Annotated in this window: 17 protein-coding genes; 9 read left to right on the top strand and 8 right to left on the bottom strand. The window is 71.7% G+C overall.

Annotated elements, in window-relative coordinates; translation table 11 throughout:
• Positions 1–83 precede the first annotated feature (83 nt).
• From PV796_RS20320 to PV796_RS20310, 3 genes are all read left to right on the top strand, one after another.
• On the top strand, positions 84–872 hold the full coding sequence (locus tag PV796_RS20320; RefSeq protein WP_274914722.1) for a DUF4232 domain-containing protein: 789 nt from the start codon (positions 84–86) through the stop codon (positions 870–872).
• 333 nt (positions 873–1,205) lie between these two features.
• On the top strand, positions 1,206–2,102 hold the full coding sequence (locus PV796_RS20315) for a hypothetical protein (RefSeq protein ID WP_274914721.1): 897 nt from the start codon (positions 1,206–1,208) through the stop codon (positions 2,100–2,102).
• Positions 2,103–2,284: 182 nt separating this feature from the next.
• A complete protein-coding gene (locus tag PV796_RS20310; protein ID WP_446750611.1) occupies positions 2,285–3,157 on the top strand; it encodes a helix-turn-helix domain-containing protein in 873 nt (290 codons plus the stop codon).
• Positions 3,158–3,311: 154 nt separating this feature from the next.
• Here the strand turns inward: PV796_RS20310 and PV796_RS20305 are convergent, their stop codons facing one another.
• Positions 3,312–5,138, bottom strand: coding sequence for an NHL domain-containing thioredoxin family protein (locus tag PV796_RS20305; RefSeq protein ID WP_274914719.1), 1,827 nt, complete (start codon positions 5,136–5,138; stop codon positions 3,312–3,314).
• A gap of 65 nt (positions 5,139–5,203) precedes the next feature.
• On the opposite strand from PV796_RS20305, the gene PV796_RS20300 reads away from it, so the two are divergent.
• Both PV796_RS20300 and PV796_RS20295 read left to right on the top strand, forming a co-directional pair.
• A complete protein-coding gene (locus PV796_RS20300; RefSeq protein ID WP_274914718.1) occupies positions 5,204–5,734 on the top strand; it encodes an LURP-one-related/scramblase family protein in 531 nt (176 codons plus the stop codon).
• Between the two features lie 236 nt (positions 5,735–5,970).
• Positions 5,971–6,795 carry a maleylpyruvate isomerase family mycothiol-dependent enzyme gene (locus PV796_RS20295; RefSeq protein ID WP_274914717.1) on the top strand — a complete coding sequence of 275 codons (825 nt, stop codon included), beginning with the start codon at positions 5,971–5,973 and terminating at the stop codon, positions 6,793–6,795.
• Between the two features lie 226 nt (positions 6,796–7,021).
• Here the strand turns inward: PV796_RS20295 and PV796_RS20290 are convergent, their stop codons facing one another.
• From PV796_RS20290 to PV796_RS20280, 3 genes are all read right to left on the bottom strand, one after another.
• Positions 7,022–8,275: an MFS transporter gene (locus tag PV796_RS20290; protein WP_274919140.1), complete on the bottom strand. Its 1,254-nt coding sequence runs from the start codon at positions 8,273–8,275 to the stop codon at positions 7,022–7,024.
• A 107-nt stretch (positions 8,276–8,382) separates the two neighbouring features.
• Positions 8,383–9,069, bottom strand: coding sequence for a GntR family transcriptional regulator (locus PV796_RS20285; RefSeq protein WP_274914716.1), 687 nt, complete (start codon positions 9,067–9,069; stop codon positions 8,383–8,385).
• A gap of 136 nt (positions 9,070–9,205) precedes the next feature.
• Positions 9,206–10,063 carry a GNAT family N-acetyltransferase gene (locus tag PV796_RS20280; RefSeq protein WP_274914715.1) on the bottom strand — a complete coding sequence of 286 codons (858 nt, stop codon included), beginning with the start codon at positions 10,061–10,063 and terminating at the stop codon, positions 9,206–9,208.
• Positions 10,064–10,266: 203 nt separating this feature from the next.
• Here PV796_RS20280 and PV796_RS20275 point away from each other — a divergent pair, with 203 nt between their 5' ends.
• Positions 10,267–10,443, top strand: a complete 177-nt coding sequence (locus tag PV796_RS20275; protein ID WP_274914714.1) for a hypothetical protein — start codon at positions 10,267–10,269, stop codon at positions 10,441–10,443.
• Positions 10,444–10,547: 104 nt separating this feature from the next.
• Here PV796_RS20275 and PV796_RS20270 read toward each other — a convergent pair whose 3' ends face one another.
• From PV796_RS20270 to pdhA, 3 genes are read right to left on the bottom strand one after another with little or no spacing between them, the layout of a single operon-like run.
• Positions 10,548–12,053 carry a dihydrolipoamide acetyltransferase family protein gene (locus PV796_RS20270; protein WP_274914713.1) on the bottom strand — a complete coding sequence of 502 codons (1,506 nt, stop codon included), beginning with the start codon at positions 12,051–12,053 and terminating at the stop codon, positions 10,548–10,550.
• A gap of 20 nt (positions 12,054–12,073) precedes the next feature.
• On the bottom strand, positions 12,074–13,057 hold the full coding sequence (locus PV796_RS20265; protein ID WP_274914712.1) for an alpha-ketoacid dehydrogenase subunit beta: 984 nt from the start codon (positions 13,055–13,057) through the stop codon (positions 12,074–12,076).
• A 2-nt stretch (positions 13,058–13,059) separates the two neighbouring features.
• Complete coding sequence (gene pdhA / locus PV796_RS20260) at positions 13,060–14,274, bottom strand: pyruvate dehydrogenase (acetyl-transferring) E1 component subunit alpha (RefSeq protein WP_274914711.1); 1,215 nt, start codon at positions 14,272–14,274, stop codon at positions 13,060–13,062.
• 325 nt (positions 14,275–14,599) lie between these two features.
• On the opposite strand from pdhA, the gene PV796_RS20255 reads away from it, so the two are divergent.
• From PV796_RS20255 to PV796_RS20245, 3 genes are all read left to right on the top strand, one after another.
• Positions 14,600–15,259 carry a response regulator gene (locus PV796_RS20255; protein ID WP_274914710.1) on the top strand — a complete coding sequence of 220 codons (660 nt, stop codon included), beginning with the start codon at positions 14,600–14,602 and terminating at the stop codon, positions 15,257–15,259.
• A 130-nt stretch (positions 15,260–15,389) separates the two neighbouring features.
• Positions 15,390–15,803 carry a pyridoxamine 5'-phosphate oxidase family protein gene (locus tag PV796_RS20250; RefSeq protein WP_274914709.1) on the top strand — a complete coding sequence of 138 codons (414 nt, stop codon included), beginning with the start codon at positions 15,390–15,392 and terminating at the stop codon, positions 15,801–15,803.
• 52 nt (positions 15,804–15,855) lie between these two features.
• Positions 15,856–16,899: a phosphotransferase gene (locus PV796_RS20245; RefSeq protein WP_274914708.1), complete on the top strand. Its 1,044-nt coding sequence runs from the start codon at positions 15,856–15,858 to the stop codon at positions 16,897–16,899.
• A gap of 30 nt (positions 16,900–16,929) precedes the next feature.
• Here the strand turns inward: PV796_RS20245 and PV796_RS20240 are convergent, their stop codons facing one another.
• Entirely contained in the window at positions 16,930–18,594 is a 1,665-nt protein-coding gene (locus tag PV796_RS20240) for a protein kinase domain-containing protein (RefSeq protein WP_274914707.1), read from the bottom strand.
• Positions 18,595–18,832: the final 238 nt, after the last annotated feature.

The following is an 18,832-nucleotide window of genomic DNA, read 5'->3' as shown; positions in this document are numbered from 1 at the left end:
CACAGGACAGACCAGGCCGGGCCGGACAGGCAGGGCCGCACCGTGGGGCGCGCCACCGCCCCGTCGACCGGGGGAGACCGGATATGCCTCGCACCGACGCCACCACCGCCCGCGCGCCCCGGGCCGCCCGCCGCCGTACGCTGCGGATCGCCGCGGCCGGGCTGACCGCGGTCGCCGCACTCACGCTCACGGCCTGCGGCCAGGACAACCCGCTGAAGACCAGCGAAGCCAAGCCGTTCGACCCGGCTCCGCAGGACTCCAAGGACCCGGCGGCCAACGGCGCGCGGGGCGGGCAGGACACCAACGCCTCGGTGGACACGGCCAACGGCGGCACGGTGGGCAAGGGCGGCAACCACGGCAAGGACGGTGCGGCGGGCGCCGGGACGCACAAGACGTCGGGCGGTGCCGCGCCGTCCGCCGCCGAGCGGGGCAAGGGCTCCGGCAGCCGGCGGACAAGCTGCGACGCCGCGAAGATCCGCATCGTCGCGAAGCCGTTGACCCGCCCGATCAACCACCTGATGCTCCAGGCCACCAACACCTCCGGCGTCGCCTGCGACCTCTACGCCGCGCCCGTCCTGCAGTTCGACGAGGACCAGGCGGCGGTGGCCGAACTGCCGGACAGCACACCGCAGTCGGTGGTCACGCTGGCGCCGGGCGAGTCCGGCTACGCCGCGGTGCTGCTGTCGGGTGCCGACGGTGCCGGGCACGGCCGCAAGGCGACCTCGCTCTCCGTCAGCCTCGCCCGCCGCGACGGCCAGGGGAGCTTCGGCGGTGCCGCGAAGGTGGCGCTGCCGGGCGGCTCGTCGTACATCGACGACAGTGCGCGGGTGACGTACTGGCAGACGGACCCGAACACGGCGGCCTCCTGGTGATCCGGGCCGCCGCCCGGCAGGCGATCCGCCGCCCCTGAAGCAGGGCGCCCGCGACTCCCCCAGCGGGCGCCCTTTTCCTTTCGTTCGCCGCCCGGGTGGCCTCCTCGTCCGCCCGCGACCGTCCCGTCATGTCCCACCCGGCCCCGCGCGATGTCCCGGAATCGCTTGTCCCGTGGCATGTCTTGGCAGGTCAGGGCCTTGTGGGAGGCGAAGTGCGTCCCATGGTGGAGTGGTTGGCGGCCGACGGCCCGCATCCCGCCCCACCATGGTCTCCGTCGCGGCGAACGGAGCACCAGGACCGCACGGCGACCGACGTTTCGGAGGGTCATCGGCATGGACGGACACGGCACCACGCAGCCGGGGGACGGCACAACCCCCGCGACGGGCACGGCCTGTGCGTCGCGTCGGCCGCTGCTGCGCCGGGCGGTTCCCGCGGTCGCCGCGGCCGGTCTGACGGTCACCGGGATCGCCGGGGTCGCGCACGGCGCCGGGGGCGGAACGCCGCGGGCCGCGGCGGACACCTTCCCGACCTGGGGCACGCGTTGGGTGGTGCACACCGCCGCCGACACCGGGTCCCCCGCCGTCGGGATGCTCAACACCTCGGGGCCGGGCCGGGACCGGATCGCCGTCGACTACCAGGTCGACACCGGCCACCGGGTCTGCGAGGGCGACGCCTGCTCGACGTACATGGCGCACCTCACCGGGCCGGTGAACGGCTTCGTCACCGTGGTCGCGGTGGCCATACCCCAGGACCGGCTGCCCGACATACCGGTCCAAGGGGGCCCACCGCCGCAGCCCGGCCGCTCCCGTCAGGAGATGTTGGCGCGCGCCGCGACCTGGCTGACCGCCGACAACGGCGCACAGGTCCCGTACAGCCAGTCCGAGGTCTGGAAGGACGGCTACCGGCAGGACTGCTCCGGCTATGTGTCGATGGCCCTCGGGCTGTCGACGCCGGGCACCAACACCGTGGGGCTGGCCACCGACCGCGACCTCGCCCGGCCCATTGCGCTGGGCGCGTTGCGGGGAGGCGACCTCCTCATCGACGCGACCGGCGACGGCGACCACCGACACGTCGTCATCTTCGAGAAGTGGAACGACGCCGCGCACACCTCGTACACGGCCTTCGAGCAGCGCGGCGGCCATGGCACCGACCACCGGAGCCTGACCTACGGACTGCCGGGCGGCGACGCCGAGTTCAAGCCCTACCGGCCGGTGGTCTTCGGCGACTGAAGGCGTCGAGGACCACCGGCCCGTCCCTCGCATCCGGGCCGCGGCAATCGCGGTCAACGGCGCGCTGTTTCACGTGAAACGTCACTGAACGGTCCGCGTTCGTTCCGGATCGCGTAACGAGGGGCACTTCCGTCACAGGGGAGCGGAAGTGCCCCTCGCGCGCGCATGTCCGCTGTGCTGGAATGCCAGACGTGCCTGGCCACGAAAAACGCGTCACGAACATCCGCCGCAAGCCCCTGGCCCCACTCCCCGCAGAACTCGCCGGTCCCATACGGGACTTCGTCGCCGCCCTACGTCGCATGCACGGGGAACTCGGCTACAGCCTCCAGGAGTTGGCGAGCCGACTACCCGCCAGCAGATCGTCCCTCTCGCGTTACCTCCGCGGCCAGAGCCTGCCCGACGAGCGGCTGCTGGTGCAGTGGTGCAAGCTCTCGTTCACGGGCGAGGACCGGCTGCCCGGGCTGGTGGAGCTGCTGCACCGCGCCCAGGAGGCGGCGGACGAGGCGCCGGAGCCCGCCTCGGTGTCCGGCGCCGAGGTCGACCCGAGCGCCGACGACGCGCAGGGCGCGGAGGAGCCGGCGCGGGTGGATCCGGCGGAGGCGGCGCCCGGGCGGCGTCGGCTGCGACTGCTGCTCGCCGGGCTCGGCACCGTCGCCGTGCTGGCCGGGGCCGCGTTCACCGTGCTGGCGCTGACCGGCTCGGACGCCGGCGGTCAGGTGGACACCGCGGAAGGCCTGGCCACCGGCTCCGCCCAGATCACCGTCAACAACGTCGAGCGGGCCTGCCAGCACAGCCGCACCGACTACTGCGCGCTCGGGCTGGCGCGCGATCCCTACGCGCCGTATCTGCGGCCCAACATCGTGGGCCATGTGTGGCACGGCGATGCGCTGCACGCGATCTGCAAGATCGCCGACGGGCTCACCGTCACCGACGAGGCGGGCGGGCACAGCAGCATCTGGTTCCGGGTCGACCGCGACGGCGGCCCGGCCTGGATGCCGGGCATCCGCGTCCGGCCGGAACAACTGGACAACGGGCTGCCGCGGTGCCGGGACTAGGGCGCTTCTGACGGAGCCGGCTCGCTGGCCCTGACCGGCTGCCACAGCGGCTCCTCGACGTCGCGGAAGAGCACCGAGGCCGGCGTCGGCAGTTGATGCCGCGCGCCGGCCCCGGGTCGTCGCTCCGCGGTGACCCCGGCCGCTCCGGTCGGGGCTACTGCGCGTCCAGCCCCGCCAGGACGAGCCCCAGCCGGGCCGCGCCGCCCTCGGTGATCCGGACCGGAACGCCCCAGTCCTGCTGGTGCACATGGCAGGCCGGGTACTCGATGTCCGGGGCGTCGTCGCAGGACGCGGCCATCGCCGAGACGTGCAGCACGCCCTCGGTCACGCCGTCCGCGAGGACCAGGTCCCGCGCGAGATCGGTGCCCGCTCCGGCGCCGTCGGCGAGCAGCTCCGGCGGGGTGACGCTGACCAGCAGCCGCGTCGACGGGCCGTAGCGGGTGTCCAGCTTCTGGCCGGCCGGGGCCTGGAAGACCACGTCCAGCCGGAGCGTGCCGGGGGCGATGTCGGTGGCGGCGCGCTGGGTGCGGTGGGCCACCGCGGCGACCCGCACCGCCTCCTCCGGAAGCCGCAGCCGGGTCAGCCGGTGCCGCGCGGACTCCACCACCACGATGTCGTCGTCGACGAGGACCGCCGCGGAGGGCTCGCGCAGATCGGTCGCGAGCGTGGTCACCTCGCCGCTGGCCGGGTCGAAGCGGCGCAACGCGTGGTTGTAGGTGTCGGCGACGGCGACCGAGCCGTCGGGCAGCGCGGTCACGCCCAACGGGTGCTGGAGCAGCGCCTGTTCGGCGGCGCCGTCGCGGTGCCCGAAGTCGAAGAGCCCGGTGCCGACGGCGGTGCGGACCACATAGCCGTCACCGGGGGCGTCGCCGTCGCCGCTCGTCCCCCGCTCGATCCAGCGCACCGCGCTGGTCTCCGAGTCGGCGATCCACAGCCGGTCGCCGGCCGCCGCGAGCCCGGAAGGCTGGGCGAACCACGCCTCCGCCGCCGGGCCGTCGACCAGCCCCTCGTTGGTGGTGCCGGCCGCCACCGCGACCGTGCCGTCGGCCGGGTCGTAGGTCCAGATCTGGTGGACCCCGGCCATCGCGATCCACAGCCGGTCCTGCCACCAGGCGAGGTCCCACGGCGAGGAGAGGTCCACCTCGCGGGCCGGGCCGGAGGTCGGCGAGCCCTGCCACCATTGCTTGCCCGTACCGGCCACGGTCTCCAGGGCGCCGGTCGCGGGGTCGAGGACCCGGATGGCGTGGTTGACGGTGTCCGCGACGGCGACCCGGCCGTCGGGCAGCAGCGCCAGCCCCTGCGGCTCGTTGAAGGAGTCCGGGCCGAGCCCGCGCTCACCGGACCCGATCCGCCGCACCACCTGCTCGCCGTCGGCCGCCAGTTCCACCAGCTGGTGCCGGGTGGTGTCGGACACCAGGAAGGTGCCGCCGGGCAGCCGCACGGCCTTGCCGGGGAAGCGGAGGTCGGTGGCGACCGGCTCCGGCGGGACGTAGGGGCCGTCGCCCCGGCGCAGCGTGCCCTTCTCGGAGTGCTCGGCGATCAGCTCCTCGACCAGCCGCTCGATGGCGTGCGCATGGCCCTCGCCCGCGTGCTGGGCCACGACATAGCCCTCGGGATCGATCACCACCAGCGTCGGCCAGGCCCGCACCGCGTACTGCTTCCAGGTCGCGAGGTCGGGGTCGTCGAGCACGGGGTGCTCCACGCCGTACCGCTCGACGGCGTCCACCACCGCCTGGTGCTCGGCCTCGTGCACGAACTTCGGGGAGTGCACGCCGATGATCACGACCGAGTCGCGGTGGCGCTCCTCCAACTCGCGTAGCTCATCCAGAACGTGCAGACAGTTCACACAGCAGAACGTCCAGAAATCGAGGATGACAACGCGTCCTCGCAGGTCAGAGAGGGTGAGGTCATTTCCGCCGGTGTTGAGCCAGCCGCCCTTGCCGATCAGCTCGGGGGCCCGGACGCGCGCACGTGAAGCCATGTGGACATTCAACGTCACTCCGCCGCACACGCATTCCGCAGGGGCCGTGGGGAATGCGTCACCCCATGTCGCACTCCCACGGGGACCACTCCCCGCGCCCCCGCAAGTACTTCGTGCACGACCGGATCTTCGGCATCGGCGACGACTACTGGGTCGACGACGATCACGGCCGGCACGCCTTCCTCGTGGACGGGAAGGCGATGCGGCTGCGGGAGACCTTCGAGCTCAAGGACACCGAGCGGCGGGTGTTGATCACCATCCGCAAGAAGATGTTCAGCCTGCGCGATGCGATGACCATCGAGCGCGAGGACCAGCCGCTGGCCACGATCAAACGCAAGCGGCTGTCACTGCTGCGCCACCACTACCGCGTCGAACTGGTCGACGGCACCGAGCTGGACGTCAGTGGCAAGATCCTGGACCGGGAGTTCGCGGTCGAGTACGACGGTGAGCTCCTCGCCGAGATCTCCCGGCGCTGGCTGACCGTCCGCCACACCTACGCGGTCAACGTCGTGCGGGAGGACGCGGACCCGGCGCTGCTGATCGCGGTGGCGGTGTCCGTGATCAGGATGGCGGAGCGGGAGCGCGAGGGCGAGTGAGGGCGCATCGACGGCCGGTCAAGCCCCCTGCATCGGGGGCGAATTGACCGGTTTCGCCGGCTCCGCACCCCTCAGGACCAACGAATCGCGCACAGTACCAGCGGCAGCACTTTCGAACGGCCCCGTCGTCAAACATCGGCCTACGATGGTCACCCGAAAGCACTGCAGGGGTGCCCGTGCGCAGCGTAACTTAACTGCCAGACAGCAGCCCGCGTACGAACCGTTCGAGGGGTCCCGTGACCGTCCATCCCAGCCTTCAGTCCTCCATCGACGCCTGGACGCATTCCATAGAAGCGATAACCGAGTTGGTGACGCCGCTCGTCGAGGGTGAGTGGAGCCGGGCGACGGACCTGCCAGGTTGGTCCGTGCGCGACATCGTCTCCCACGTCATCGGTCTGGAATGCGAGATGCTGGGCGACCCCCGGCCGATCCACACGCTGCCCCGCGACCTGTACCACGTGCGCAGCGAGTCGGCCCGTCGGATGGAGGTCCAGGTCGACGTCCGCCGGCACCACACCGCGCCGGAGATGCTCAGCGAGCTGGAGTACACCGTCATTCGGCGCTCCCGGCAGCTGCGGAACGAGACCCGCCAGCCGGACACCGTGGTGCGCAGCGCGCTCGGCGAGGAACGCACCCTGGAATTCGTCCTGGAGCAGCGGGCGTTCGACGTCTGGGCACACGAGCAGGACCTGCGCCGGGCGCTCGGTGAGCCGGGCAACCTCGACTCCCCCGGTGCCCTGGTGACGCGCGACCTGCTGGTCCGGGTGCTGCCCGGGATCGTCACCAACCGCGCGAAGGCGCCGGCCCGTTCGACGGTGGTCTTCGACGTCAGCGGTCCGGTGGAGTTCATGCGCACGGTCCGGGTGGACGCCGAGGGGAAGGCCACCGTCGACGGCAGCGTCTCGCTGGGCCCGACGGTGACGCTGACGATGGACTGGGACGCCTTCCACCGGCTGGCCTGCGGCCGGATCCGGCCGTCCGTCCTCGGCGACCAGATCAAGATCGACGGTGACCACGAGCTGGCCCAGGCCATCCTCGACAACATCGCGGTGACGCCGTAACGGGCCCCGCGGCGACGCGAGGAGACACGGAGTGCGGCCTCCCGCCGCTCAATCCTCCTGCGCGGGGCGGGAGTTAGCCGTTTCACGTGAAACACCCCGTTGTTTCACGTGAAACCGCGAACCCCGGCCTCCCCCGTCAACTGATCGTTGAACGCGGGGAGATGGCATCCCCGCCACCGGGAAGCAGTGGACGGGGATGTCACGAACGACGTCGGTGGCGGCCGCCTCAGGCGGGGACGTGAACGGCCTCGACCCTGCTGACGACCAGCCGTTCCTGCTCGCGCTGCACCGCCCGTCGACGCAGCCGGAGGATCTGCGAGACCCCGATGGCCTCCAGCGCGAAGACCGAGGCGAAGGCGATCCGGTAGTTGTCGCCGGTGGCGTCGAGCAGGACGCCGATGGCGAGCAGCGTGGTCATCGAGGCGGTGAAGCCGCCCATGTTGACGATGCCGGACGCGGTGCCCTGGCGCTCCGCCGGGTTGGCCGGCCGGGCGAAGTCGAAGCCGATCATCGAGGCGGGGCCACAGGCGCCCAGCACCACACAGAGCACGACCAGCAGCGCCATGGGCGCGTGGGCGGTGGGCCAGCACAGGGTGAGTGCCCACAGCAGCGCGGTGGCCGCGACGGTGCCCAACGCCAGCGGCAGCCGGGCCGCGTGGTGGCGGGCGATGATCTGCCCGTAGACCAGGCCGACGGCCATGTTGGAGAGCACGACGAGGGTGAGCAGTTCGCCGGCGGTGCCGCGGGAGAGCCCTTGGGCCTCCACGAGGAACGGCAGGCCCCACAGCAGCAGGAAGACCATCGCCGGGAACTGGGTGGTGAAGTGCACCCACATGCCCAGCCGGGTGCCGGGCTCGCGCCAGGCGTCCAGGATCTGCCGGCGCACGAACGCGGCACCGTTGTGCTCGCGGGGCGCCGGCGGTGGGGCGAAGCCCTCGGGGTGGTCCTTGAGGAAGGCCAGCAGCAGGACCAGCACGACGATGCCGCCCAGGGCGCTGCTGGCGAACGTCGCGCTCCAGCCGAAGGTGTGCAGCAGCCGCGCCAGGACGAGCGTGGAGACCAGGTTGCCGGCCATCCCGACCAGGGCGGCGATCTGCGCGATCATCGGGCCGCGACGGGCCGGGAACCACCGCGAGCCCAGCCGCAGCACGCTGATGAAGGTCATCGCGTCACCGCAGCCCAGCAGCGCCCGCGAACCGAGCGCCATGCCGTACGAGTCCGAGAACGCGAAGCCGAACTGTCCCAGGGTGTAGAGGATCGCGCCGAGGGCGAGGACCTTCTTCGCGCCCAGCCGGTCGACCAGTAGGCCGACGGGTATCTGCATGCCCGCGTAGACCAGCAGTTGCAGGATCGAGAAGGTGGACAGCGCCGAGGCGTTGATGTGGAAGCGGTGCGCGGCGTCCAGGCCGGCCACGCCGAGACTGGTGCGGTAGGTGATCGCGACGAAGTAGACGGCGACGCCGATGCCCCAGACGGCAATGGCCTTGCGGCCGCCGGGCGGGTCCGAGGGCAGCAGCCGGGCGCCGCCGCCTCCTATGCCGCTGCCGGTGGAACTCTCGCCTCCGGCGGCGCCATCGGTACGGCCACTCATCGTTCGTCCCCCCGCGCGAGATTGCGGGCCCAACTGACGTGTCGCTGCACGGCGTCGGTGGCCGCGTCGGCGTCACCGGCCCGCAGCGCGTCGAGGATTTCGGTGTGCTCGGTGATGTTCTTGGCGATCCGGTCGGGGTGGGAGTGCATCACCGCGACGCCCATCCGCAGTTGCCGGTCGCGCAGTTGCTCGTAGAGCCGGTCCAGGATCTGGTTGCCTGCGCTGCGCACGATGGCCGCGTGGAACGCCCGGTCGGTGGCCGACAGGGCTGCCAGGTCGCCCGCGGCGGCCTGCTCCCGCATCGTCTCCACCAGCGCGTTCAGTTCGTCGATCAGCGCACCGGCGGCGGGCACGGCCTTGGCCGCCGCGTGCTTCTCCACCAGCAGCCGGGTCTCGACGACGTCGGCGATCTCCTGTGCGGAGACCGGCAGGACCAGCGCGCCCTTCTTCGGGTAGAGCTTGATCAGCCCCTCGACCTCAAGGCGCAGCAGCGCCTCGCGCACCGGGGTCCGGGAGACCCCGACGGCGTCGGCGAGCTCCCCCTCGGTGAGCAGCATCCCGCCCTCGTAACGGCGGTCCAGGACGGCGTCCTTGATGTGGGTGTAGACCCGCTCGGCGGCGGGCGGTGGTTTGGCGGTACCGGACTCCCTCGCGGGGGCGGTGGGCGCGGACGCTGATGGCATGCACACAGGATAGATACAACAGAAAGGCGAACGGTGAACCATTCCGCGATGCGGACGATCAACGAGATGTTTGTCCTGGTAGAGGCGTTATGCGGGGCCGGCCGCCGCCCGCGGCGGGGCCCCGGCCGGCCATCCCTCAGCCCCGCATGCGCCCCTGCGCGATCAGCCGGTCCACCACCTGCCGGTGGGCGGGCGCGCAGCGCTCCCAGGACTCCGCGCGGTCGAACCACGCGTACTCGGCGATCTCCCGGCCCAGGGCGGGCTCGATGTCCTGGGGTCCGCCGACGAAGCAGGTCATGTGCAGCCGGCGGCCGTTCTTGCCGTGCGCGAAGTCGTGGACGACGAACTCCTCCGACAACTCCTCGGCGGGGATGCGCAGTCCGAGTTCCTCGGAGAGCTCCCGCGAGAGCGCCTCCCGTGCGGTCTCCCCCGGTTCGTACTTGCCGCCCGGGAGGTAGAAGGTGTCGTTCCCCCGCGTCCGCACGCTCAGCAGCCGCCCGTCGCGCACGTGCAGCCAGGACACCGACCGCAGCGGTGCCTCGCGTGCCGCGACGATCAGCGGGTGGCCGGTCCGCTCGTCGATCCGCCGCCCGCGCTCCGTGAACCCCAGGTGCGCGCAGAACCGCCGGGCCCGGGCGCTCTCCTCGAAGACCTCCAGGGTCAGCGCCCCGCACCGGGCGGCCGCGTGCTCCACCAGTTCCCGGCCGATGCCCGCCCCCTGCGCCTCCGGCGCCACGAACAGTCCACCGATCTCGGCACCGCCCCGGCCCTCGTCGCCGGCCAGGAGCCGGAGCAGCCCGACGACGGTCCCCTCGCGCTCGGCGACCCAGTTCTCGGCCCGGACCAGGTACACCTCGCGGAGGAGCCGGGCCCGTTCTCCCCGGCCCTCCCCCTCGATGAACGGATGCGCCTGCCGCGCTGCCCGGGACCACAGGTCGCACACCGCGCCCTGGTCCTCGTCCCGATAGCGGCGGATGATCGTGTGACTCCTCATTTCGCCGACCGTAAACAGCCCCGCCGACGGCGGCAAACCCTTTCCGACGGATGCCCGGCGCTAACGAAAGAGGGACCTCCGGGGGACCGGGGTCCACCTCAAGGCGTACGCGGATCCGTACCTGACGCGTAGGGAACGGCCCGGAATCCATGGGTGAATGGAGACAGGGAGCCGAGAGGCCCCGTCGGACAAGGGGAGTTGACATGCAGACCAGGACGCACACCGGCCGCCGCACCCGCAACGCCACCGTGCTGGCGCTGATCGTCGCCGCCGTGTGGGCGGGCGCCGCGCTGACCCGTGGCGCCGCACAGGTCGACCCGTCCGCCCCGACCGGCCCGTTGGCGCACCTCAGCCGCGCGGTCGAGCTCATCCGGGGCTGAGTGGCCGACCGGAGGCCGCCACCAACAACGAAGAACGGGGCGCCGTTTCACGTGAAACTCACCGACGGTTTCACGTGAAACGGCGCCCCTGCTGCCGATCTGGCTCAGCCCCAGGTGATCAGGCGCTTGGGCCGCTCCAGGACCGCCGCGATGTCCGCGAGCAGCTTGGAGCCCAACTCACCGTCGATCAGGCGGTGATCGAAGGAGAGCGCGAGCGTGGTGACCTGCCGCGCCTTGACCCTGCCCTTGTGGACCCACGGCTGGAGCTTGATCGCGCCGAAGGCCAGGATCGCCGACTCCCCGGGGTTGAGGATCGGGGTGCCGGTGTCGACACCGAAGACGCCGACGTTGGTGATGGTGACCGTGCCGCCGGACATCGCCGCCGGGGTGGTCTTGCCCTCGCGCGCGGTGGCCACCAACTCGCCCAGTTCCGCGGCGAGCTGGGGTAGCGCCTTCGTGCCCGCGTCCTTGATGTTCGGGACGATCAGGCCGCGCGGGGTGGCCGCCGCGATCCCGAGGTTGATGTAGTCCTTGTAGACGATCTCCTGATTCGCCTCGTCCCAGGCGGCGTTGGCCTCCGGGTGGCGCTTGAGGGCGACCAGGAACGCCTTGGCGACCAGCAGCAGCGGGTTGACCCGCAGCCCGGCCATGTCCGGGTCCTGCTTGAGCTCCTGGACGAGCTTCATCGTGCGGGTCACGTCGACGGTGATGAACTCCGTGACGTGCGGCGCGGTGAAGGCGCTGGCGACCATCGCCTGCGCGGTGGCCTTGCGCACGCCCTTGACGGGCACCCGACGCTCGCGGGCCGCGTCGAAGGCACCGACGGCGGCCGCCGCTGCCGGAACTCCCACCGCGGGCGCGGTCGGCGCGACGGCCGGCGCCGCCTCGACCGGAGCCACCGCGGCGTGGACGTCGTCGCGGGTGATGACGCCACCCGGCCCGGTCGGGACGACCATCGCCAGATCGATGCCCAGGTCCTTGGCCAGCTTGCGGACCGGGGGCTTGGCCAGCGGCCGCCCGGCGGCGGGCACCGCGGGCGGCTCCGCGACGGCCACTGCGGTGGCGGCCGGAGCGGGCGCGCCCCGCCCGTTCAGCTCCGCCTGGAGCCCGGCGGTCACCGGCTCCGACGGGGCCCCAACGGACGCGTGCGGAACGCGCGTTGCGGGCTGCGGGCCGGCGCCCGGCTGCGGCTTGCGCGCCCGGCGCTTGGTCGAGGACGGCGCGGCGCCGTAGCCGACCAGCACCGCCTGCCGGCCCTGCGGCTCGGCGTCCTCCTCCGCGGCGTCGGCGGGCGCCTCGCCCGCACCGGGCTGCCCCTGGACGGGCCCGGCGCCCGGGTCGGTGTCCACGGCGATGATCACCGTGCCGACGTCGACGGTGGTGCCCTCGTCGAAGTTCACCGCGTGCACCACCCCGTCGTAGGGGATGGGCAGTTCGACGGCGGCCTTGGCGGTCTCCACCTCGCAGACGACCTGGCCGTCGGTGACGGTGTCACCGGGCCTGACGTACCACTTGAGGATCTCGGCCTCGGTGAGGCCCTCGCCCACGTCGGGCATCTTGAACTCGCGGATGCGCTGCGCGTTCGCGGCGCCGGCGGTCCCTGCAGTCATGGTCACGACTCCCTCAACCCTCAGTACGCCAACGCGCGGTCAACGGCGTCGAGCACCCGGTCCAGTCCCGGAAGGTACTCGTCCTCCAGCCTGGACGGCGGATAGGGGGCGTGGAAGCCGCCGACCCGCAGCACCGGAGCCTCCAGGTGGTAGAAGCAGCGCTCGGTGATCCGGGCGGCGATCTCCGCACCCGAACCGAAGAAGACCGGCGCCTCGTGGACGACGACCAGCCGGCCGGTCTTCTCCACCGAGGACTGCACGGTGTCGAAGTCGATCGGGGAGATCGAGCGCAGGTCGACGACCTCGACCGACTTGCCCTCCTCGGCCGCGACCTTGGCGACGTCCTCGCAGACCTTCACCATCGGGCCGTAGGCGGCCAGCGTGAGGTCGGAGCCGGGCCTGGTGATCCGCGCCTTGTGCAGCGGGTCCGGGATCGACTCGGTGTCCAGGCGCGACTTGTCGTGGTAACGGCGCTTGGGCTCGAAGTAGATGACCGGGTCGTCGCCGGCGATGGCCTGCTGGAGCATCCAGTAGGCGTCGGAGGAGTTCGACGGAGAGACGATCTTGAGTCCGGCGACGTGCGCGAACAGCGCCTCGGGCGACTCGGAGTGGTGCTCGACGGCGCCGATGCCGCCCGCGTAGGGGATGCGGATGACGACCGGCACCTTGACCTTGCCCAGCGCCCGGGCGTGCATCTTCGCGAGCTGGGTGACGATCTGGTCGTAGGCGGGGAAGACGAAACCGTCGAACTGGATCTCCACGACCGGGCGGTAGCCGCGCAGGGCCAGGCCGATCGCGGTGCCGACGATGCCGGACTCGGCAAGCGGGGTGTCGATCACCCGCTCGTCGCCGAAGTCCTTCTGCAGGCCGTCGGTGACGCGGAAGACGCCGCCCAACTTGCCGACGTCCTCACCCATGACGAGGACCTTGGGGTCGGCCTCCATGGAGGCCCGCAGCGACGCGTTGATCGCCTTGGCGATGGTGATCTTCTCGTGGACGGCCATGGTCAGTTCCCCTCCGCGGCGGCGTCGGCGTCGGCGAAGGACGCCTGGTAGGCGGCGAACTGCGCGCGCTCCTCATCGACGAGCGCATGCCCGTCGGCGTAGACGTTCTCGAAGATCGCCAGGTGATCCGGGTCAGGCATCGCCCGTACGACGTCGCGGACCCGCTTGCCCAGGACGTCGCTCTCCTCCTCGATCGCGGCGAGGTAGGCGTCGTCGACGAGCCCCGAAGCCTCCAGGTACTTCCGCAGCCGCAGGATCGGGTCCTTGGCCTCCCAGGCCAGCGTCTCCTCGTCGGGGCGGTACCGCGTCGGGTCGTCGGAGGTGGTGTGGGCACCCATCCGATAGGTGAACGCCTCGATGAGCATGGGGCCTTGGCCGGTGCGCGCCCGCTCCAGCGCCGCCTTGGTCACCGCGAGACAGGCCAGCACGTCGTTGCCGTCGACCCGGACGCCGGGGAAGCCGAAGCCCCGGGCGCGCTGGTAGAGGGGGACGCGGGTCTGCTTCTCGGTGCGCTCGGAGATCGCCCACTGGTTGTTCTGGCAGAAGAAGACGACCGGGGCGTTGTAGACCGCGGAGAAGGTGAAGGACTCGGCGACGTCGCCCTGGCTGGAGGCGCCGTCACCGAAATACGCGATGACCGCGGAATCGGCGCCGTCCTTCTGCACGCCCATCGCGTAGCCGGTCGCGTGCAGCGTCTGCGAGCCGATGACGATGGTGTAGAGGTGGAAGTTGTTGCTGTTGGGATCCCAGCCGCCGTGGTTGACGCCGCGGAACATCCCCAGCAGGTTCGTCGGGTCGACGCCGCGGCACCAGGCCACGCCGTGCTCCCGGTAGGTGGGGAAGACGTAGTCGTCGTCGCGCAGCGCGCGGCCGGAGCCGATCTGGGCGGCCTCCTGGCCCAGCAGCGAGGCCCACAGGCCCAGTTCGCCCTGGCGCTGGAGGGTGGTCGCCTCGGCGTCGAACCGCCGGGTGAGCACCATGTCGCGGTAGAGCCCGCGCAGTTCCTCGGCGGTGAGGTCGATCGCGTAATCCGGGTGCTCGACCCGAATCCCTTCCGGGGTCAGGAGTTGTACGAGCTCGTCCTGCTCCGCCTGGTCCGGCCCGGCGCTGTTCCTGGCCCTGGACGGCGACGCCTTTTTCGTCGTCGCCTTTTTGGCGGTGGTGCGCTTGCTGCCGTCGCGGGCGGTTTTCCGCTCGGCAGTGCCTTCCACGGTCACGTGCTGCTCCTCCGTCTGTCCGGCCCCCGGGGTCCGCCGGTGGCCGTTTGCGGCTCACCCGGTATCCGATACGGCGCACGGGGTGTGTGCGAACGCGGCCGGATCCGGGTGGAACAAAGCGCCCCGGAGTGGCCTGCTCATTGCACGTTACCCATTGTCAAAGCCGAAGTGGAAATGGCGCTGACCTGCGATTTTGCTTGGATTTCCAAGTAAATCGCGAAGGCTGGGAACAACTCCTGGTCACAGCGTTGCAGGCCGCCGGGACAACGGCACGTTATATCGGTGACCTGGAGCACGGGAAGAGTTGATGTGTGAGACTGGGAAGGTGCGCGAAGACGGAAAAATCACGGTTTTCCTGCTCGATGACCACGAAGTGGTCCGGCGGGGTGTCCACGAAATGCTGTCGGTCGAGGAAGACATCGAGGTGGTCGGCGAGGCCGGCACCGCGGCCGATGCGCTGGTCAGGATCCCGGCGACCCGTCCGGACGTGGCCGTGCTCGACGTCCGGCTCCCGGACGGCAGCGGCGTCGAGGTCTGCCGCGAGGTCCGCTCGCAGAACGAGGACATCAAGTGCCTGATGCTCACCTCGTTCGCCGATGACGAGGCCCTCTTCGACGCGATCATGGCCGGTGCGTCCGGTTATGTCCTCAAGGCGATCCGGGGCAGCGAACTCCTCTCCGCCGTCCGCGACGTGGCGGCCGGAAAGTCGCTGCTCGACCCGGTGGCCACCGCCCGCGTCCTGGAACGACTTCGCGACGGCAACGCCACCAAGAGCGACGACCGGCTGGCGAGCCTCACCGAACAGGAACGCAAGATCCTCGATCTGATCGGGGAGGGACTGACCAATCGCGCAATCGGCGAACGCCTTCACCTCGCCGAAAAGACGATCAAGAATTACGTTTCCAGCCTGCTTTCCAAGCTGGGTATGGAACGCCGTTCGCAGGCCGCCGCCTATGTCGCACGGCGGCAGGCGGAAAGGCGCTGAGCAGCGCACACACCCGCCGGGCAGGGCCGCGGAGCCGACGATTCCGCGGCCGCCGGCAGGGACCAACGTCCCGTCGATCGGGGGCGGCCGTCCCTATCCGACGCCCCGCCGGCCGGGCACCCTAGAGGCCATGCTCACCGACGTCTTCCGTGCCATCGAGCTGCTGAGCACGACCCCCTACGGCCGGGTGTCGGCCAGCCGGCGGGCGCTCCCCTTCACCACCGTGACCCGGCACCTCGTCGTCGACGGCCGGCTGCTCCTGCGGCTGCACCGCGGCTACGACTACCACCGGGCGCTGGACGGCAGCGTCGTGGCGTACGAGGCGGACAACGTCGGCGGCGCCCGCGACACCTGGTCCGTGCAGTGCACCGGGACCGCCCGGGTCATCGAACCGACCGCGGGGGAACGGGAGTTGTTCGGCCGCACCCCGCGGCTGGCCGACGGGGTACCGTACGATCCGGTCTACCTGCGGGTCGCGCCGGAGTTCGTGACGCTGCATCACCTCACGGACGTCCCGGTCTTCGGATTTGCACACCCTCTGTAAGGCTTTCCGGAACACCCACTCCACTGGGCGAAGTTGATCTAACATCTGGCGCGTGCTGCGCTCATCTGTAGTCCGGTCGGCGGCGATGCCCGACCGCGACACCCTCGGATCCCTGTTGCGCCACTACGACCGTGCCGGGGCGCCACTGTCCTGCGAGCCCGTCGCCGAAGGACTGCTCAACCACGGCTACTTCCTGGCGACCACCGGCGGCCGCTACTTCCTCAAACACCACCTCGACGGCGACCGCGTCGCGCTCGCCCGCCAGCACCGCGCCACCCGCCGGCTGGCCGGCCGCGGTCTGCCGGTCGTCCCGCCCGTCACCGGCACCGACGGCCGGACCTTCACCGTCCTGGACGGCCGCTGCTACGCCCTGCACCCGTGGATCGAGGGCCGACATCTCAGCGGCACCGCGCTGACCACCGGTCAGTCGCGCCGGCTCGGCGCCCTGCTCGGGCTCGTCCACACCACGTTGGAGCGGGTGATGGCCGACGAGCCGGCGCCGCCCCGGCCGCCCGGTACGGACGCCGCCGCCGATCCCGAGCGGACCTTCGAGACGATCGACGAACTGCTGGCGCTGGCCCGCGGCGCCCGCCCGCGCACCAGCTTCGACGAGCTCGCCGAGCACCGCCTCCTGGAGCGCCGGGCCCTGCTGGAGCGGCAGGCGCACCGCCGGCCGGCCCCCGGCGCGGAGCCGGCGGCGGGCTGGGTGCACGGGGACTTCCACCCGCTGAACGTGCTCTACCGCGGCGCCGAACCGGCCGCGATCGTCGACTGGGACCGGCTGGGCGTGCAGCCCCGCGCCGAGGAGGCGGTGCGCGCCGCCGCGATCTTCTTCGTCCGCCCCTGCGGGACGCTGGACTTGACGAAGGTCGCCGCGTACGCCGACGCCTACCGGAGCGTGTGCGGGGCCGGCCCCGAGGAGCTGGCCGCGGCCGTCCACCGGGTGTGGTGGGAGCGGTTGAACGACTTCTGGATGCTCACCTGGCGCTACCAGCTCGGCGACCGGCGGACCGATCCGCAGTTCCCCGCGGCGGCCGCACTGGCGGTGTGGTGGACCCGTGAACTCCCCGCCGTGCGGCGGGCGTTCACGGGCTGACGCGCGCGGGGGGCGTCAGCCCGATCGCCGTCAGCCGGCGGTCGTCCCGCCCAGGGGCGTGCCGCCGGTGCCGCCGTTGGTGCCCGGGGTGCCGCCGGTGTTGGTACCACCGGTGTTGGTGCCGCCCGTGTTGGTGCCGCCGGTGGTCTTCCCACCGTCGGCAGACCCGCCGGTGTTGTCACCGCCGCCCGTCGTCCCGCCGGTGGTCTTCCCGCCGGTGGTACCGCCGTCGCTCGTCCCGCCCGTGGTGTCGGTCGGCGGCTCCGAGGACGGCGACGACGTGGTGGGCGGCGCGGACGACGGCTGGGTGCTGGGCTGACGGCTCGGCCGGTGGGTGTAGCCGCTCCCGCCGCCGCTGGTACCGCCCGGGTAGGTCTCGGGGGTGCTCGGCTCGTCCGACGGCGACTGGCTGGTCTCGTCCGACGGCGACGACGAGGGGGAGTGGGAGACCGGCGGCTGCTGCGGGGTGTGGCTGGAGCCGCCGCTGTTCTTCACCGCGAAGGCCACGCCCGCCGCGATGGCGACCAGCGCGAGCACCGCGATCAGCCAGATCTTGCCGCGGCCGCCCTTGGACTGCCGGTACCCGCCCTCGTAACCGCCGTCGTCGTCCCGCATCCCGCGCGTCAGGGCCGGCTGCGCCGTGGTCTGCCCGGCGTCGGGGTGGGGGAGGACCGTGGTCTCGGCGGCACCGCCGCGCAGGGCCATGGTGTGGCCGCCCTCGGGCAGCGCGACCGGGCCGGTGTTCCAGGTGCCGGTGTGGCCGCCCTGCTCGTGCAGCATCTGCAACGAGTACTGGACCAGACCGCGCATCTCCTCGGCGGTCTGAAAACGGTCGTCGGGGTCCTTGGCCAGCGACCGCATGACCAGGCCGTCCAGCTCCGGCGGCACCGACTCGGCGACCTGCGAGGGCGGCACCGGCATGTCCTGGACGTGCTGGTAGACGACCGAGAGCGGGGTCTCACCGGTGAACGGCGGCCGCTGCGCGAGGAGTTCGTACAGCAGGCAGCCGGTGGCGTAGAGGTCGGAGCGGGTGTCGACGGTCTTGCCGAGCGCCTGCTCCGGGGAGAGGTACTGCGGGGTGCCCATGACCATGCCGGTCTGGGTCATGGTCGACTGCGCGCCGTGCAGGGCGCGGGCGATGCCGAAGTCCATCACCTTCACGGCGCCGCTGTTGGTGATGATGACGTTGGCGGGCTTGATGTCGCGGTGCACGATGCCGTGCTGGTGGCTGTAGGCCAGCGCCTCCAGCACACCGGAGACGATGATCAACGCCTGGTCCGGCGGCGGGGCGTCCGCGTTGAGCAGCAGATCGCGGATGGTGTGGCCCTCGACCAGCTCCATCACGATGTAGGGCACGGTGTTGCCGCCGACGAAGTCCTCGCCGGAGTCGTACACGGCCACGACCGCGTGGTGGTTCAGCCCGGCCACCGACTGTGCCTCGCGGGTGAAGCGGGCCTTGGACACCGGGTCCTCGGCGAGGTCGGCGCGCAGCAGCTTCACCGCGACGGTGCGGCCCAGGCGCACGTCCTCGGCGGCGAACACCTCCGCCATGCCGCCGCGGCCGAGCCGGTGCGTCAGGCGGTAGCGCCCGTCGCCGACCAGCCCGCCGTTGCCCCACATCTCCGGTGCGTCGGGGACATGCGAGCCGGTGGCGTCAGGATCGGACGGCCCTTCGGGGCGCTGCGTCGGTGCCATCGGTCCTCGCCGTCGAATCGATCCGCGTTACAGCGGTAAGGTCTCGGTCTTCGCTAGAGCACGCTACAGGTTCCGCGGCACCCACCGGTCCGTCGTGGACCGGCCATCAAACCTTCCGGATGCCAGGTGTGGCAAGTTCATCAGAGGTGAACGGGACCCCGAAACCCCCCGTGTCCGTGTCCGGATCTTGCACATCTGGTCACGGAACGGGCACACAGCTTGACGTGTCCGCGGCCTG

Source organism: Streptomyces sp. WZ-12 (assembly GCF_028898845.1).
In the GTDB taxonomy this organism is placed as follows: domain Bacteria; phylum Actinomycetota; class Actinomycetes; order Streptomycetales; family Streptomycetaceae; genus Streptomyces.
Note: the sequence above shows the minus strand (reverse complement) of the source record. Positions and strands in the feature narration are given on the sequence as shown.